Origin of the sequence: Variovorax sp. PAMC28562 (assembly GCF_014303735.1) — a bacterium.
Lineage (GTDB): Bacteria > Pseudomonadota > Gammaproteobacteria > Burkholderiales > Burkholderiaceae_C > Variovorax.
Map to the genome: position 1 here is coordinate 2363546 of NZ_CP060296.1, position 15721 is coordinate 2379266.

The following is a 15721-nucleotide window of genomic DNA, read 5'->3' on the forward strand; positions in this document are numbered from 1 at the left end:
ACTACAGCGCCGCCTTGTTCTTTGCGAGGCTGGCCTTGAGGCCGTCCATCACCGCTTTCGGGTCCTGGCCGGCCTTCTTGACGGCCTCGCCCCACTGCACTTCGCCCGGCGCCGTCGCCTTGCGCCATGCATCGAGTTGCTCTGGCGTCAGCTTGTAGATCTCGTGGCCGGCTTGCGCCGCGATCTTGGCGTGTCCGGCAAACTCGAAGTCGGCCCACGGCGAAGCGACACGCTCGGCCCATTCGCTGGTGCAGTGGTCGTCGATGACCTTCTTCTGGGCGGTCGACATGCTGTCGTACTTGTCCTTGTTCATCCCCCAGACGAAGGGTGTGACGTAGAGCGGCACATCCATGTGAAAGCTGACCACCTTGTCGATCCCGAACAGGCCGACCGAGCCCCAAGGAAAGGTGATGGCGTCGGCCACGCCGCGCTCCAGCATGTCGCGCGACTCGGGCGCAGACGCCTGCACGTTGGTACCGCCGAGGGCCGTCACCATCTGGCCGATGGTGCTGGTGGCGGGCCGAATCTTCATGCCCTTGATGTCGGTGGGCAGGGTGATCTTCTTGCGCGCATGAAAAGTGCCGGGATCGTGCACGAAGGCGAAGCAGAACTTGATGTCCTTCATCTCCTTGGCGGCGTACGGCCGGTACCACTCGTCGATGGCGGCCGAGCCACTCTTGCCGTTGGCGAACATGAAGGGCAGCGAGGCGCCGGCCATCAACGGGAAGCGGCCGGGCTGGTAGCCGGGGTTGATGTAGGCGAAGTCGGCGATGCCGTCTCGCGCCATGTCGTAGTGGTCGAACGCCTTGCCCAGTTGCTCCGAGGGGAAGAGCGTCGCGGTGATGCTGCCGTTGGACGCCTTCTTGATGTCGTCGGCCCAAGCCTGCAAGGAAGGGTTGAGCGGATGCTGCGCCGGCACCCAGCTCGACATCTTCAGGTTGACCGGCTTGTCTTGCGCGTGCGCGGGCAGGGCGGCGGTCAATGCTGCGGCCAGCGCGAGCAGGGCCGCGGGGAAGCCAATGCGGGAGGTCTTCATTTCTTTGTCTCCTTGGATGTCGGAATCTGGGGGTGTGCGGATCGAATTCAGTTATGTTTTATAAGAACTGTGCGGCGCCGCCTATTCACGTTTTCCTTGGGTCGCCCGCTTGGGTAACCTGTTGCCGTGTCAACTGAAACTGGAGCACAACTTGTCTGCAATCGAAACTTCCACCTCTTCACCGTCCACAGCCCCGGTCGCTGTCGTGACCGGCGCAGCACGCGGCATCGGCCTTGCCGTTACCAACTGGTTTCTTGCCCAGGGCCATCGGGTCGCGCTGCTCGATATCGATAACGCGACGCTCGCAGCTGCCGAGGCCGGACTCGCGAACGACGCGCATGTGCTCGCATTGAATTGCGATGTCTCCGATCCGGACCAGGTTCAGGCGGCCATCGACAAGGTCGTCGCGCGCTTCGGCCGCATCGATGCACTGGTCAACAACGCCGGCGTGGCGGCATTCAAACCGATCGGCGAACACACCTTCAAGGATTGGCGCACCGTCATGGCGACGAATCTCGATGGCGCGTTCCTGTGCTCGCAGGCTTGCGTGCCGGTGATGCTCAAGACGGGCGGCGGCGCGATCGTCAACATCGCATCGATTTCGGGTCTGCGGGCGAGCACCTTGCGTGCGGCCTATGGCACGAGCAAGGCAGCGCTCATCCACCTCACCAAACAGCAGGCGGCCGAGCTCGGAACAGTCGGCATCCGCGCCAACGCCGTCGCACCCGGACCGGTCGAAACCGAAATGGCCAAACTGGTCCACACGCCAGCGATTCGCGCCGACTATCACGATGCCATTCCGCTCGGTCGCTATGGAACGATGGAAGAGATCGCCGCGGTCACCGGCTTTCTTTGCAGCCCCGCGGCGAGCTACGTCAACGGTCAGGTCATCGCCGTCGATGGCGGTTTCGAGGCATCGGGTGTCGGCATTCCGACTCTGCGCAAAGACGCCGCGCAGGCGTAAATTCAGAAGAGTTCGGCATAGCCTTGGCAAGCCGCCGGGACTGCGTGTGCTTGAAACTGCCGGGAATTCCTGACAGGTCGGGACAAGCCCGAGGACTACAAAAGTGAGAAGAAGCGGGTCGTAGCTTGACGTTCCCAATTCAACTTACTGCCGCGCCCGGCTGACTGCCATGCCCAAAAAACCCAGCATTCCTCCCGCAGAACGCGACGCCACGCACGCGGCTGCTCGCAACACAGACAGCGGTCCCGCCCAGCCCGCAGCGCCCGCCGCAGGCAAGGGCGATTTGCCGACGCAAAAGGCGATCGACACGCAGGCGATGGCAAGCGCCATGCCCTCCAATCCGAACAAGTCATCGGAGTACGGCGAGGTGAATGCGCTCGACACGCCGGCAGGTGCGACGGTGGAGCCGCCCTCGCGTCTTCCAACAGCCAGTACGCTGAGTGAGAAAAACTTTTCCGACAAGGTCGGCACCGCAGCGCGTGAGGGTGTCAATGCAACCATCGACACGCTCGATCGCGTGCGCGTCGACTCGAGCGGTCAGAGGTTGACGACCAACCAGGGCGTCCCGGTCGCAGACAACCAGAACTCGCTCAAAGCCGGCGCGCGTGGCCCCGCCTTGCTGGAAGACTTCATCCTTCGCGAGAAGATCACGCACTTCGATCACGAGCGCATTCCAGAGCGGATCGTGCATGCACGTGGTTCGGGCGCACATGGCTTTTTCGAATGCTATGAACCCCTGACCAAGTACACCAAAGCCGCACCGTTCAAGGAAGCCGGCAAAGTGACGCCGGTCTTCGTCCGTTTCTCGACCGTCGCCGGCGAGCGCGGCTCCAAGGACACGGCACGCGATGTCCGCGGCTTCGCGGTCAAGTTCTATACCGACGAAGGCAACTGGGACTTGGTTGGCAACAACATGCCGGTTTTCTTTATCCAGGATGCGATCAAGTTCCCCGACTTGGTTCATGCCGTGAAGCCGGAGCCGCACAACCAGATGCCTCAGGCCGCCAGTGCACACGACACTTTTTGGGATTTCGTGTCTCTGATGCCCGAATCGACCCACATGCTGATGTGGCAGATGTCCGACCGCGCAATCCCACGCAGCTATCGGATGATGCAGGGGTTCGGCGTGCATACCTTTCGGCTGGTCAATGAAGCGGGCGAGTCTGTGCTCGTGAAATTCCATTGGCATCCCAAGCTCGGAACACATTCGATGGTCTGGGAAGAGGCCGTAAAGATCTCTGGCGCAGACCCGGACTTCCATCGCCGTGACCTGTGGGAAGCCATCGAGGCCGGCGAGTATCCGGAGTGGGAATTGGGTCTGCAGATCTTCACGGAAGAGCAGGCAGAACAGTTCAGCTTCGACATCCTCGATGCGACCAAGCTCATCCCCGAAGAGTTGGTGCCGGTTCAATTGGTCGGCCGGATGGTGCTCAACCGCAACCCGGACAACTTCTTCGCCGAGACTGAGCAGGTTGCGTTCTGCACGGCTCATATCGTGCCCGGACTCGACTTCACCAATGATCCATTGTTGGCCGGTCGTATCCACTCCTATGTCGATACGCAAATCAGCCGACTGGGTGGGCCGAACTTTCATGAGTTGCCCATCAACGCGCCGATTGCTCAGGTGCATAACAACCAGCGGGACGGCATGCACCGCCAGGCGATCAACCGCGGCCGCGTGGCGTATGAACCCAACTCGCTGGCCGGCGGATGCCCGTTTCAGGCCGGTGCAGCCCAAGGATTCACCAGCGTGGCCCGACGACTCGATGCCAAAGAGAGCGCAGACAAGGTCCGCATCAAGCCCGAGAAGTTTGCCGACCACTACACGCAGGCGAAGCTGTTCTTCGAAAGCCAGACCGAAGCGGAAAAGGCGCACATCGGCAATGCATTCCGATTCGAGTTGTCCAAAGTGACAGTGCCGGCCATTCGCGAACGCGTGGTCGCCAGCCTGCTCAATGCGGCGCCCGATCTCGCGGCGCGCATTGCACAGGATCTGGGCATGGAGTTGCCTGCGCCACTGCCCAAGGCATTGGAAGCGCCCGCGGTGCCTGAAGTCGAAACCTCCCCGGCGCTGTCGCTCATGGCACGCCCCGGTGACGGTGGCATTCGCACACGCAAGATCGCGATCCTGGTAGCCAACGGAGTCGAAGGCGCCTCGCTCGGCAAGCTGGTCTCGGCACTGGTCGCAGCAGGCGCGGTTCCGCGTTTGGTCGCGAGGCGACTCGGTACCTATGTCGGCATCGGCGGGGAGAAGTTCGCTGCCGACGCGACAATGGAAAATTCGCCCGGCTTCCTGTTCGACGCACTCGTGCTTCCGGACGGCGCGGCGGCAGTAGAAGCCCTGGACGCTGATGCGCATACGCTCGAGTTCGTGCGTGCTACCTATTGGCACTGCAAGCCGATCCTTGCCTTTGGTGCATCCGATGCTTTGCTCGCGGAGGCACAAATTCCGATGACCCTGCCCGACGGATCAGCGGACGCGGGTCTTCTGCTCGCGGATGTGGGCAGTGCCGATTCCGCGATCGCGGAGTTCATCACTGCAGTGGGCTCACCACGGCAGTACGCACGGGAGAACGATCCACCGAAGGCGGCAGTGATCGCCTGAACGGCATGTGCTTGCTAACCGGCGCGAGCAGCATCGGCGGGCCTACGACATCGGTCTGAATCCGATGACATCCGCCGGTCCCTTGCCCATGAATATTTGCCTCTTGCCTCTTCATTCGAAGAGGTCCAACCCAGCTTGCAAAGCAGGCGCTGAAGGAGATGAAATGGCAACAGACAATGGCGAAATCGGTGTGGGTGAACCCAATCGAGATCCGATCACCGGCGCACCCGGCGCGCACCCGGTCGGCACTGGCGTGGGCGCAACGGGCGGTGCACTGGCAGGCGCTGCAGCCGGCTCGCTCGCCGGCCCTGTCGGGACAGTGATCGGCCTGGTGGCCGGTGCGGTCGTGGGTGGCCTCGGCGGCAAGGCCGTGGCCGAAGGCGTGAACCCGACGCAAGAAGATGCGTACTGGCGCGAGAACTACGAAAAGGAAAGCTACTACACGGCAGGCCGCAGCTATGACGACTACGGCCCGGCTTACGAGATGGGCTGGTCTGGAAGGGCGCAACGTGGAGCCGACTTCGACGCTGTCGAGCCGGCGATGGCGACCGAGTGGGCGGCGACGCGTGCTGGCCGGTCGAGCCTCGACTGGCCGTCGGCACGACCTGCCGTGCAGGCCGCGTGGGACCGTGCAGACGACACCTATTACGGCAAGCAGGCCAACGGCAGCGACATCGTCAATCACGAAGATTTGTCCAACGACGACGTGGTCGATGTGCTCAACGATCTGCTCGAGAACGCACGCGATGGCGAGTATGGTTTTCGCACTTGCGCAGAGCAGGTGGAAACAGCCAATGCGAAGCAACTTTTTGCGAGCCGCGCCGAAGGTTGCCGCCAGGCGGGTGACGAACTCGTCGCGCTGATTCGCGCCTATGGCGGCGAGCCGGCATCGGGTGGTACGGCCGCCGGTGCCCTGCATCGCGGCTGGGTCCAGATCAAGGGCAGCATGGGTGCCGACAGCGAACTGTCGATCCTCGAGTCTTGCGAGCGCGGCGAAGACTCAGGCATTGCGCGTTACAGGAAGGCACTCAAGCAAAGCCTGCCTGCGGATGTTCGCGCGGTCGTTCAGAAGCAGGCAGACGGCGCCCAGCGCAACCATGATCAGATTCGTGATCTGAGGAATGCGGCGCGCGCGCGTGCCTGAAGCCATGGCCGGGTTGCTTATGAATGGCAACCCGGCTGTCCGCGCAGACCTTCAGCGCGGCGCCGCAGTCGACGTTGCAAGGGCATATCGTCGGCAATGGTCGAGATAACCTTTTTCATGTGACGCGACAAGCTCCACCACGCTGGTCCATAGCCAAGGTGGCGCGTCAATCACCTTCGAGTGACTCGACACAAGCTCCTTGCGCCACGCCTTTCGCGTGGCTTCGTCCATCTGCCTGGCGTGTGAGGCACCGACGACGCGAGCAAGGTAATACGCCGCCGTCATGGCTTCATCCACACTCAGCTGGGAAAATTCAAGCTTCAGGTCTTGTGGCAGCAGTTCGCGCACGAACACCGAACGGCGCACTACGCGATCCGCGTGCATGCGACTCCCGAGAAACGGTGACATCGCCTTGGCGCCCGCTACAACACGGTTTGCATTGTCAGGGGGCATAAGACCTTCATCCCGGTCATGCGGAGCGACTGCAGTGATCGCTTCCTTGATGTCCAGTAGACAAAAGTCGCGGCCTTGGGCGGTGTCGCGTCCAACGTCGACGAGCACGGCATAGCGAAGTCGACCGAGCGAGCTGCACCCTTTCATCCAGTACGCAACGTCGAGCATGCGCACCTCTGCTGCATTGTCACGATGACTGAGGCGCGTGACGAGGCTGTGGACCTCTGTACCATGGACCAGCCGCTGAACGCTTTCTCGCTCCGCTTCGGAAACTGGCCAGAAGCGCTTGCCGAGCGGAATCTTTCGGGTCGCGCCTTCGATGCGTTCCCTGGCGAGGTGACGCCAGGTGCGCTGCTTTGCTTCGCGCATTGCCTGCGCCACGGTCATTGGTTTGAGCAGAGGTCGGGATACCTTGCGCGGCGCAAAGGCATCTGTGTACCCGAGGCTCAGCTGCTCGATCATTCGCGCCGTGATGACGCCCGGCAGATCCGAGCCACGCGCTGCAGAGGCCAATGAAAGTCCCAGCCGAACGAGGTCGTGTGCCGGATTGCCGACGACCGTCTGATCGAAGTCGCGGATCTCGATGGCGAGCTCGCCACGGACGTCGGCCACCGGTCCGAGATTGCCGATATGGCAGTCCCCGCAAATCCAGATCGAGGGACCTTCAGGCAGGGCGACGCGTTCGACGGAGTCGAGCCAGTCGTAGAACCGCGCGGTATTGCCGCGAACATAGGCATGCGCGGAACGCGCCATCTTGGCGTTGCGTGCTGCCACGAGGATGGGCAGACGTTGATCGGGCACCGGCGCGCGCACGGATGGATCCGAAGCGTGATTCTTCAAAGTAGGCATGTTATTTTGGATATCGCCTGAGGGAACGCGGCGCGGTATGGCGCTCACGTATCGGGAATACGCAATCTATTCACGCCACACGCTGTTGTTGTAGGTCGGCGCATGCACCATATGTCGTCTTGCTGTCGAGGCGTGAAGGCGATCGATGGCGATCAGCGGCGATCAACGGCGCATTTGCGGGTGCACCGTTTCTTGGCCTTGCGCGCTATGCCGCTGGAATCGGTTGTCCCAAAGTCGCGCCCAAAGCGCCCTGTGCTGGCGTTGACGGCGGCACCGCATCGCCCCATTGCACGACGCTTGCGCGCAGCGCGTCCATCAAGTCATCTGCCATTGCCTCGAGCAGGCGAACCTCGCGCTGGTTGAGCGCATGCGGCTCGGTGTCCAGCAGGCAGAGAGTGCCGAGCACTTGGCCTCCGATGTCACGCAGCGGCGCACCGGCGTAAAAGCGAAGCCCGTTCGATTGCAGCGCCGGATTGCCGGCAAAGCGCAGGTCTCTGGCAACGTCTGGCACGACCAGTGTTTGTGCGTTGGCGACGACGTGGCCGCACATCGAGGATGAGCGGGGCATGTGCATGTCGTCGGCACGCACCAGTGCAGCGGCTTCGGCGCTGCGCAGACTGCCGAATGAACCCCTGACCTGTTGCGAGTCATCGTCGATGAACGACACCATCGCCATCGGCACATCAAAAATATCGGCCGCGCGCTTGGAGGCTGCATCGAAGAGGGGCTGCGCCCGTACGTCCAGCGCGCCGCTCGCATGCAATGCCACGACCCGCTGTGCGTCTGCTTCGGGCACGACCGCCTCCATGAAACCTTCGCTGAGTTGCGCCCCCATCAATGCGGTGATGCGCACCGCCGCCTCCCCGATCGATGTGACCACGGCATCGGCGCCGAGCGACTTGCACGCTTCTTCGCCGAGCAGCTCGGCCGGGGCGTTCCACAGGCCGAGCACGATCTGCACGTCGGGCCAGCGCCGCTTGAGGCGTCTGCAAAAGTGTCTGGCCTGCACCGCCGGTTCGGGACTCAGATAAGACAGGCAGACGACCTGCACCCCATCGAGCGCCAGGGCAGCGATGTAGTCTGCGTTGACCGTCCCTGCGGGGCGGTGGGCGGCGGGGTAATTTTCAAGCGACAGCGCGTGGGCGAGCATGCGCGCGGCCAGGCTATCGACTTCCCACTTGCCACCGATGCAAACCAGCCGCGCACCATCGGCCGCTTCCGGCGCCGGCTGCTGCTCGAGCAGGTCGTCGATGACGGCGTCCATGCCCATCACGACGCGGTGCCGATGCTCGGCCGTGGCAACGCTCGCGTGGTCGCTCGACGCCATGCGCAAGACAGGCAGGCCGACTTCGCCGTAGAAGCCGATCACGTTGCCGTCGACCACCTGCTCGTTAGCCAGTTCGCTGGCTTCCTCGACATCGCCGGCAATGAGCCGCTGATAGATGCGGGTGGGCGTGTCCAGGGCCGGCTGGCTGCCCAGCAGCACATCGAGAAAACGCAAGCGCGGAAGGTGCCGCCCGATCACCAGCAGGCACACGGTGAGCGGCGTCGACATGATCAGCCCGACCGGGCCCCACAACGCAGTCCAGAAGGTGGCCGACACCATCAGCGACATTGCCGACAACCCGGTGCTCGCGCCGTAGAGCCAGGGTTCGATCACGTTGTTGCTGAGCATCTCCAGCGCGGCGATGAGTCCGATGGTCCAGAGCACCATGCTCCAACCTGGGTCGACCGCGAAAGCCAGCGTCAGCGGGAACACTGCCGAGATCATCGGGCCGATGTAGGGCACGAAGCGCATCACCGCCGCCACGGCGCCCCAGAGCATCGCGCCGGGTACACCGATAAACCAGAGCCCGACAGCCATCGGCACGCCATAACTCAGGTTGACGACAAGCTGCATGGTGAGGTACTTGCTGATGCGCTGGCCGGCCTCGTCCATCGCATCGGTCGACCGGTGCAGGCTGCCGCCCCAGAGCCGCAACAACCTGTCTCTCAAGTCGAGGCGGTCCAGCAAGATCAACACGACGAAGACCAGGACGATGCCGGCATTCGCAAGCGGACCGCTGGCGACCTCCAGCCAGTTGAGCGCCTGCTGAAAGGCGGAGGGCGGTCGTTCCGTCAGCTGCACGCGCTGCGGCTGCGGCTGCGGCGGCGTCGCACTGCCCTTCGTCGGCGCGCTACCCGGCGCCGGGCTGGCCGATGTACCGGACGGTGCAACGGGAGAAGCCTGATCCACCTCGTTCTTGAAGGTGTTGAAGGTCTTGACCACACCGTCGAACATGCCGGGGCGGTTGGCGCTTTCGCGAAGATCGTGCAGCTTCGTCTTGATGTTGCTTTGGTATGTCGGCAGCTCTGCACTCAGCGTGCTCACCTGGCTTCCGAGAAACACGCCGGCCAGACCGACCATGCCCAGGGCAAAGATCACGACGACGATGACTGCAGCCGCACGAGGCATGCCCCAACGTTTCAGCCGCATGACGAGGGGGTCGAGCACGAAGCCGAGCAGGAACGCGAGCGCCAGCGGAATCAGGATTTCGCGGCCGAAGTACAGCGCGGCGATGATCATGGCTCCGGTAACGAGGCCGATCATCAATTTGAGTTCAGGGATCACCGTCGCCAACGTCGACGGTGCGCTGCCGGAAGTCGCCAGCGGCGACAAGCCCGAAGCGGCGCCTTCTTCACGATGGCTTCCTGCGAAGTCTTGAGTGCTCACTGCGCGCCTTCAGTTTCTGAAGCGAGCACTGTCTAGCGACGTGATGTAAGGCGGAGTCGTCCAGCCACGCGACCGTTGGTAGTCCGCCCGCCCGAGTGCGTCCGAGTGCTTCCGATTGGCCGACACGGCCGCCGCATGTCGCCAGGGTGGGGTCAGAACAGTCCTGCGCTCTGCGCGTTGTCGAGCATCGAGCGCGACAAGTCCCTCAACTTTCCGTAGAGGTCTGCCGAAGGCGAAGCGACCAAGGTGGCCGTCCACACCATGCGGTTGTTGCGCACATCGGTGACGCGACCACTGGCGGCGAATCCCGCGCTGCCACCGCCACCGCCGATGGGTGCGCTCAAGCCCACTCCGCCACCACCGCCTCTGCCAAAGCTGAAGCCGCCGATGCCCAGCGTGACGCCGGACCCTGAGTTGCTGGTCGCGGGTGTCAGCGTCATCGTGAAGATGGCCGTGGCGTCGAGAGCGGATGCGCTTTCAACCAGTTGTCCGTCGAGATCGCGGTCGTTCAGCAAGACGGTGCCCGGAGGCAAGGTGATCGGCGTGGCGCCCTTGGCCGCCACCTCGCGAAGAAGCTGGTCCTGGCAAATTCGGCGCACTGCCACGTCGTAGGCATCGCAGACCACCAGCACCTTCGCGCCTTGAAGCATCCTGGATTGCGAGCCTATTGCGGGGTCGATCCATTGGGCTTCCTGCTGGGGTGAGGTTGCACATCCGGCGAGCAGGGACAAAGCGAGGACGGCAGCCGTCGCGGGGCGGCGCAGAAAATAAGAAGTCATGTTGTGATCCTTGCAAGCACTGCGACTCCGCGAAAGCGCGCACCGCTTACGTCGGCCGTAGGGCGAGGCGCCGTCTTGCGACTGTCTGTAGCGAGGATTCGGATTCGTCCTGCAACTGAATGCGCAGACTGCCTTCCAGCGCAATTTCAGGGCGCGGCACGCTACCGGCCTTAGAGCTAAAACGAAGGAGCCACGCCGTGAACATCACCGATAAATTTGTGCACTGCCGTCGATGAAGCTTTCGTTCTCGCGTGTCGGCACCATCGCGTCGACAGTCGTTCTGACAGTGGCTGCAATGCTGCTGGCACTCAATTTCACCAGCGGCGAGAAAAAGCTCGACGAGCAGATCAAGCGGGAGTACTCGCTACACGATGCGCAATATCAGCGTGCGCTCGGCGTGCTGCTCGGCCCGCCGATTCTCGATGGCAACCGCTTCGAGGCGCTCTACAACGGTGACCGCATCTTTCCGCCCATGCTGCAGGCCATACACAGCGCGCAGAAAAGCATCACCTTCGAGACCTACATCTACTGGTCGGGCGACATCGGCAAAGCCTTCGCCGATGCACTCACCGAACGTGCCAGGGCGGGCATCAAGGTTCATGTGTTGCTCGACTGGGTCGGCAGTGCAAAGATCGACGAGAGTTTCCTTAAGGACATGGAGGCGGCTGGCGTGCAGATCCGCAAGTTCCATCAGCCGAGCTGGTACGACATCGCACGCCTGAACAACCGGACGCACCGCAAGTTGCTGGTGGTCGATGGCCGCACAGGTTTTACGGGCGGCGTCGGCATCGCTCCTGCATGGACCGGCAACGCGCAAGACGCGGAACATTGGCGCGACTCGCATTTCAAGGTCGAAGGTCCGGTTGTCGCGCAGATGCAGGCAGTGTTCATGGACAACTGGATCAAGGCGTCAGGCGACGTGCTCCATGGGGAAACTTACTTCCCTGCGCTCGCCCCCCTGGGGCCTGCAGTGCCGGCGGGCACCGGACGTGCGCAGGTGTTCAGCAGTTCGCCCTCGGGCGGCAGCGAAAGCATGCACCTCATGTACCTGTTGTCGATCGCGGCGGCAGCGAAGAACATCGACCTGTCCAGCGCGTACTTCGTGCCGGACGACCTCACCGTCGGCGCGCTGGTCGCCGCGATGCAACGCGGCGTTCGCGTGCGCATCATCGTGCCGGGGCCGATCATCGATTCGCAGGCCGCGCGCGGGGCATCGCGTGCGAGCTGGGGTCCTCTGCTCGAAGCCGGGGCCGAAATCAGCGAGTACCAGCCGACGATGTTCCACGTCAAGGTGTTCACCGTGGACGGCCTGCTGTCTTCGGTCGGCTCGACGAACTTCGACAACCGCTCTTTCAGGCTCAACGACGAGGCCAATCTCAATATCTACGACACAGCCTTCGCCGCAGCGCAGACGACTCAATTCGAGGCGGACCTGACGCATTCGAAGCGCGTCACGCTCCAGGCCTGGCGCGACCGACCGTTGCGGGAAAAGGCGTGGGAGCACTTGGCGTCGTTGTTGTCATCGCAGTTGTGAGGGGTCAATTCGCCACCCGTTGGGGCACGCCAGAACAGCATGCGCCGCCAGAACGGCACCAGCAAGGCGTCCAGTGTGCCGAAGCCCGTGCCACCTTTCGCGTTCGCCCGCCGCCGGCTCTCTGTTTCGTAAAGGCGTGCCAGGCTGAACGCCTTCTTGTTCCCCTGCAAAGCCTCGCGCCGCCATGCGCTGCCGGCTGGCGTCGCCCACATGCATGTGCATGGTCTGCACGCGCTGAGCGCGGACTGTCCGCTGGTCATCGCCCGGTCAGGGCCCCGGTGCCATGATCCGCCGGTGAAAAAGTACATCCCCTCGTTCTTGCGCCACGTCGGCCCGGGTGTCGTCACGGGTGCGGCCGACGACGACCCGTCGGGCATCGCGACGTACACGCAGGCGGGTGCGCAGTTCGGCACCGGGCTGCTGTGGACGGTGTTCTTGTCGCTGCCTTTCATGATCGCCATCCAGCTGGTGTCGGCCCGCATCGGCCGCGTCACCGGCAAGGGCGTCGCGGCCAATTTGCGGCAGCACCTGCCAGCGCCATTGCTGCTGGGACTGGTCGGCTTGCTGGTGGTGGCTAACACCATCAACATCGCGGCCGACATCGCGGCGATGGGCGAGTCGCTCAAGCTCGTCATCGGCGGCTCGGCGCACTTTCATTCGCTGATGTTCGGGGTGATCACGGTGCTGCTGCAAGTCTTCGTGCCTTACAGAAAGCTGGCGCATGTACTCAAGTGGCTGACGTTGACGCTCTTCGCCTACGTCGCCACAGTGTTGGCGGTGCACGTGGACTGGGGCCGGGTCTTGTATGACCTGGTGGTGCCCAAGCTGCAGTTCGACGGCGGCTACTGGATGATGATCGTCGCGCTGCTCGGGACCACGATTTCGCCCTATCTGTTCTTCTGGCAGGCCTCGCAGGAGGTCGAAGAACTACGGCTCAAAGGAGGTGAGCGCGGCACCGACGATGCAGTGAAGCGCGACCTGGCCCGCGTCAAGCAGGACACCTGGATCGGCATGACCTTCTCCAACATCATCGCGTTCTTCGTGATGGTGGTGGGTGCGTCGGTGCTGTATGCCGGCGGGGTGCACGACATCACTTCGGCCGCGCAAGCCGCGGAGGCATTGCGCCCGCTGGCCGGCGACTTCGCCTTCTGGCTTTTTGCCGGCGGCATTATCGCTACCGGCTTGCTGGCGGTGCCGGTGCTCGCGTCATCAGCTGCCTACGCCGTCGCCGAGGCGTTTGGATGGGAAGAGGGGCTGGAGCGGCACTGGCGCGAGGCCAAGCAGTTCTACGCGATCATCACCGTGGCGACGCTGGTCGGCACGGCCCTCGGCTTCACGCCGATCGATCCGATGAAGGCGCTCTACTGGAGCGCAGTCATCAACGGTGTGGTGGCGGTGCCGATCATGGCGGCGATGATGGTGCTGACGACACGCGCCGACGTCATGGGTCGATTCACTTCAGGTCGCAAGACGCGCTGGTTGGGGTGGGGTGGGACCGCGTTGATGGGGTTTGCAGCGTTGATGATGGGGTGGGATCTGGTGCATTGATGGTGCCACGCGTCGGCTGCGCCTTCACCGTGGAGGCGACGCCCGCTGAGCAGCTTGCCGGCAAAGCGCCAACGAACATCAAAGCTCACTCGACAAAGGTCGTCGACAAGCGCGGCAGGACCACAAGCCAAGCCAAGCCGGCGTTGAGAGCAACGTAAATGGTGACCGCGCCAACAATCTTCTTGTCGTATTTCGTGGAGTGGTTCGGAATGTTTGCTTCTGGCCCGTCAAACGTCTTTCCCCGCAGCATTCAGTCTGCCAGAGGCTGTCTGTCTTCCCCCTGTCGCCGCCCTTAGATTGCCTGCGCGACCTAGGCCGAAAGCTGGCATGTTGACGTATACGTTTTCGTAGCTTCCCGAAGTCGCAGAGTAGGTTTCATGCCAAATTCCGACCGATCCATCCGTTCCGATCGTCTTGTTGAAGGCTTTCCACGCAGGGAGATGCTCGGCGGTTCGCAACTTCGCATAGGCCATTAGCTGTTCCATCGACCGCCAGTACTGGACCATGATCGTCGTGCGCGCGAACCACATCTCGGCATGGATAAAGCCGAGCTCCGGCTGACGATGAAGCTCGACGAGCATGCGAGGCATCGCGCGGATCACCGGGAGCCACTTGTGAATCTTAAGAGGTGCATTGATCCGCACGCCGATCATGAACACAACGAAGTCACCTTCCAGGTCTGCGGTCATCCGTTCACATCGAATCATGATGTTTTCTCAGGTGTCATGTAGCGATTCTCGCGAGACGAAGAGCTGCTTCTGGCCAGACCCCGCCACATCCGACAAGACGGCAATGACCCATCGCCCCTGTATCGAGACTTCGTGTCCACGTATTGAGATGTCATCGCGCAACTTCTTGATCCTGCTCAAGTGCCCCCTCGCAGTCGTTTCATAGAATTTTTGAAATTATTTACGTTCCTCATGCAGCGGTCTCGCTGACCCGCCAAAAATCCAATTCGTCCCTCGCTCATTCGGTCCGAACAGGACCCACACCCCAGGAGTTCAACATGACCCCCGTTCGTACCCTCGTTGCACTGTCCGCTGCCGTACTCGCAAGCGCCTGCGCAAGCCCTGGCTCGGTCAATGCACCGCCGCCTTCGTCCAACGTGGCGGACACCGGCGCGGCCGCATCCATGACCCCGATGGAACCCCGCATGAAGGCGATGCAGGAGATGCACCAGAAGATGATGAACGCCAAGACCCCCGAGGAGCGCAGCGCGCTGATGGCCGATCACATGAAGGCCATGCAGGGCGGCATGAGCATGATGAAGGGCATGAGCGCTATGGATGGCAAAGGGTCCATGGAGGGCATGGGCGCGATGGCCGATACCAAGGGCATGCCGGCCGACATGGCCAAACATCACAAGACGATGGAACAGCGCATGACCACGATGCAAATGATGATGGAAATGATGATGGACCGGATGCCGCCGGCGTCCATGAAGCAGTGAACCGCCCATGAATCACCCACCACCGGTCTCGGTCTCTCCGAAGGTCTGACCTTTCCGCAGGCAATCGCGACAGTGACCGACGCGCTGAAGGGAGAAGGCTTCGGCATCCTGACCGACATCGATGTGCAGGCCACGATGAAGGCCAAGCTCGGAATAGACGGGCGGCCATACCGGATTCTCGGCGCCTGCAATCCGCCGCTGGCGCATCGCGCACTTCTCGCCGAGCCCGACATCGGCTTGCTGCTGCCGTGTAACGTGGTCGTGCGCGAAGCGGAAGATGGCGGTTTTGTCGTCGGGTTCATGGACCCCGTCGCGGTGCTGCAAATGGCCACTGATCCCGAGATTGGCCGCGTCGCACGCGAGGTGCGCCAGAGGCTGGACCGAGTACGGTCGGCGTTGATTGACCGGGACACTGCCGCGAAATCGTGAAGGCGCGGACAGGCCGCTAGCCTCAAACTTTTTCGAGCTCTGTCCGAACCCCCCGCCGCCTTGGCGCAACAATTGCTCGTTGCTCAACGTAAACCTCAGGGTTTCCCCGCAGGCCCAATACCGTTGAGCACATACCGAATATGGTCGAGACGATATAAGTTGCGCGGCAGAGGCCGGTAACTTCCGGCGTTGGTCCCCACGTCACACGCACAGCGAG

General features: G+C 62.6%; 12 protein-coding genes. 7 read left to right on the plus strand and 5 right to left on the minus strand.

What is annotated here, in order from left to right; all coding sequences use genetic code 11:
- Nucleotide 1 precedes the first annotated feature (1 nt).
- Nucleotides 2–1036, minus strand: a complete 1035-nt coding sequence (locus H7F36_RS11195) for a TRAP transporter substrate-binding protein (RefSeq protein ID WP_187050908.1) — start codon at nt 1034–1036, stop codon at nt 2–4.
- Between the two features lie 160 nt (nt 1037–1196).
- On the opposite strand from H7F36_RS11195, the gene H7F36_RS11200 reads away from it, so the two are divergent.
- The 3 genes from H7F36_RS11200 to H7F36_RS11210 all read left to right on the plus strand — a co-directional run bounded on the left by H7F36_RS11200 (nt 1197) and on the right by H7F36_RS11210 (nt 5749).
- Nucleotides 1197–2000, plus strand: a complete 804-nt coding sequence (locus H7F36_RS11200) for an SDR family NAD(P)-dependent oxidoreductase (protein WP_187054920.1) — start codon at nt 1197–1199, stop codon at nt 1998–2000.
- Nucleotides 2001–2169: 169 nt separating this feature from the next.
- Nucleotides 2170–4605, plus strand: coding sequence for a catalase (locus tag H7F36_RS11205; protein WP_187050909.1), 2436 nt, complete (start codon nt 2170–2172; stop codon nt 4603–4605).
- 163 nt (nt 4606–4768) lie between these two features.
- Nucleotides 4769–5749, plus strand: coding sequence for a ferritin-like domain-containing protein (locus tag H7F36_RS11210; RefSeq protein WP_187050910.1), 981 nt, complete (start codon nt 4769–4771; stop codon nt 5747–5749).
- A 51-nt stretch (nt 5750–5800) separates the two neighbouring features.
- On the opposite strand, the gene H7F36_RS11215 is transcribed toward H7F36_RS11210, so the two are convergent.
- The 3 genes from H7F36_RS11215 to H7F36_RS11225 all read right to left on the minus strand — a co-directional run bounded on the left by H7F36_RS11215 (nt 5801) and on the right by H7F36_RS11225 (nt 10543).
- Nucleotides 5801–7051: a DUF2252 family protein gene (locus H7F36_RS11215; protein ID WP_222620471.1), complete on the minus strand. Its 1251-nt coding sequence runs from the start codon at nt 7049–7051 to the stop codon at nt 5801–5803.
- Nucleotides 7052–7256: 205 nt separating this feature from the next.
- Nucleotides 7257–9641: an AI-2E family transporter gene (locus H7F36_RS11220; protein ID WP_187054922.1), complete on the minus strand. Its 2385-nt coding sequence runs from the start codon at nt 9639–9641 to the stop codon at nt 7257–7259.
- A gap of 275 nt (nt 9642–9916) precedes the next feature.
- Nucleotides 9917–10543 carry a hypothetical protein gene (locus H7F36_RS11225; RefSeq protein ID WP_187050911.1) on the minus strand — a complete coding sequence of 209 codons (627 nt, stop codon included), beginning with the start codon at nt 10541–10543 and terminating at the stop codon, nt 9917–9919.
- 232 nt (nt 10544–10775) lie between these two features.
- Here H7F36_RS11225 and H7F36_RS11230 point away from each other — a divergent pair, with 232 nt between their 5' ends.
- Both H7F36_RS11230 and H7F36_RS11235 read left to right on the plus strand, forming a co-directional pair.
- Nucleotides 10776–12077, plus strand: a complete 1302-nt coding sequence (locus H7F36_RS11230) for a phospholipase D-like domain-containing protein (protein ID WP_187050912.1) — start codon at nt 10776–10778, stop codon at nt 12075–12077.
- A 294-nt stretch (nt 12078–12371) separates the two neighbouring features.
- Nucleotides 12372–13625, plus strand: coding sequence for an NRAMP family divalent metal transporter (locus H7F36_RS11235; RefSeq protein WP_261802238.1), 1254 nt, complete (start codon nt 12372–12374; stop codon nt 13623–13625).
- A 227-nt stretch (nt 13626–13852) separates the two neighbouring features.
- On the opposite strand, the gene H7F36_RS11240 is transcribed toward H7F36_RS11235, so the two are convergent.
- A complete protein-coding gene (locus tag H7F36_RS11240) occupies nt 13853–14314 on the minus strand; it encodes a DUF4188 domain-containing protein (RefSeq protein WP_315971413.1) in 462 nt (153 codons plus the stop codon).
- A gap of 317 nt (nt 14315–14631) precedes the next feature.
- On the opposite strand from H7F36_RS11240, the gene H7F36_RS11245 reads away from it, so the two are divergent.
- Both H7F36_RS11245 and H7F36_RS11250 read left to right on the plus strand, forming a co-directional pair.
- Nucleotides 14632–15075, plus strand: coding sequence for a hypothetical protein (locus H7F36_RS11245; protein ID WP_187050914.1), 444 nt, complete (start codon nt 14632–14634; stop codon nt 15073–15075).
- A 72-nt stretch (nt 15076–15147) separates the two neighbouring features.
- Complete coding sequence (locus H7F36_RS11250; protein ID WP_261802239.1) at nt 15148–15504, plus strand: DUF302 domain-containing protein; 357 nt, start codon at nt 15148–15150, stop codon at nt 15502–15504.
- The last annotated feature ends 217 nt before the right edge of the window (nt 15505–15721 follow it).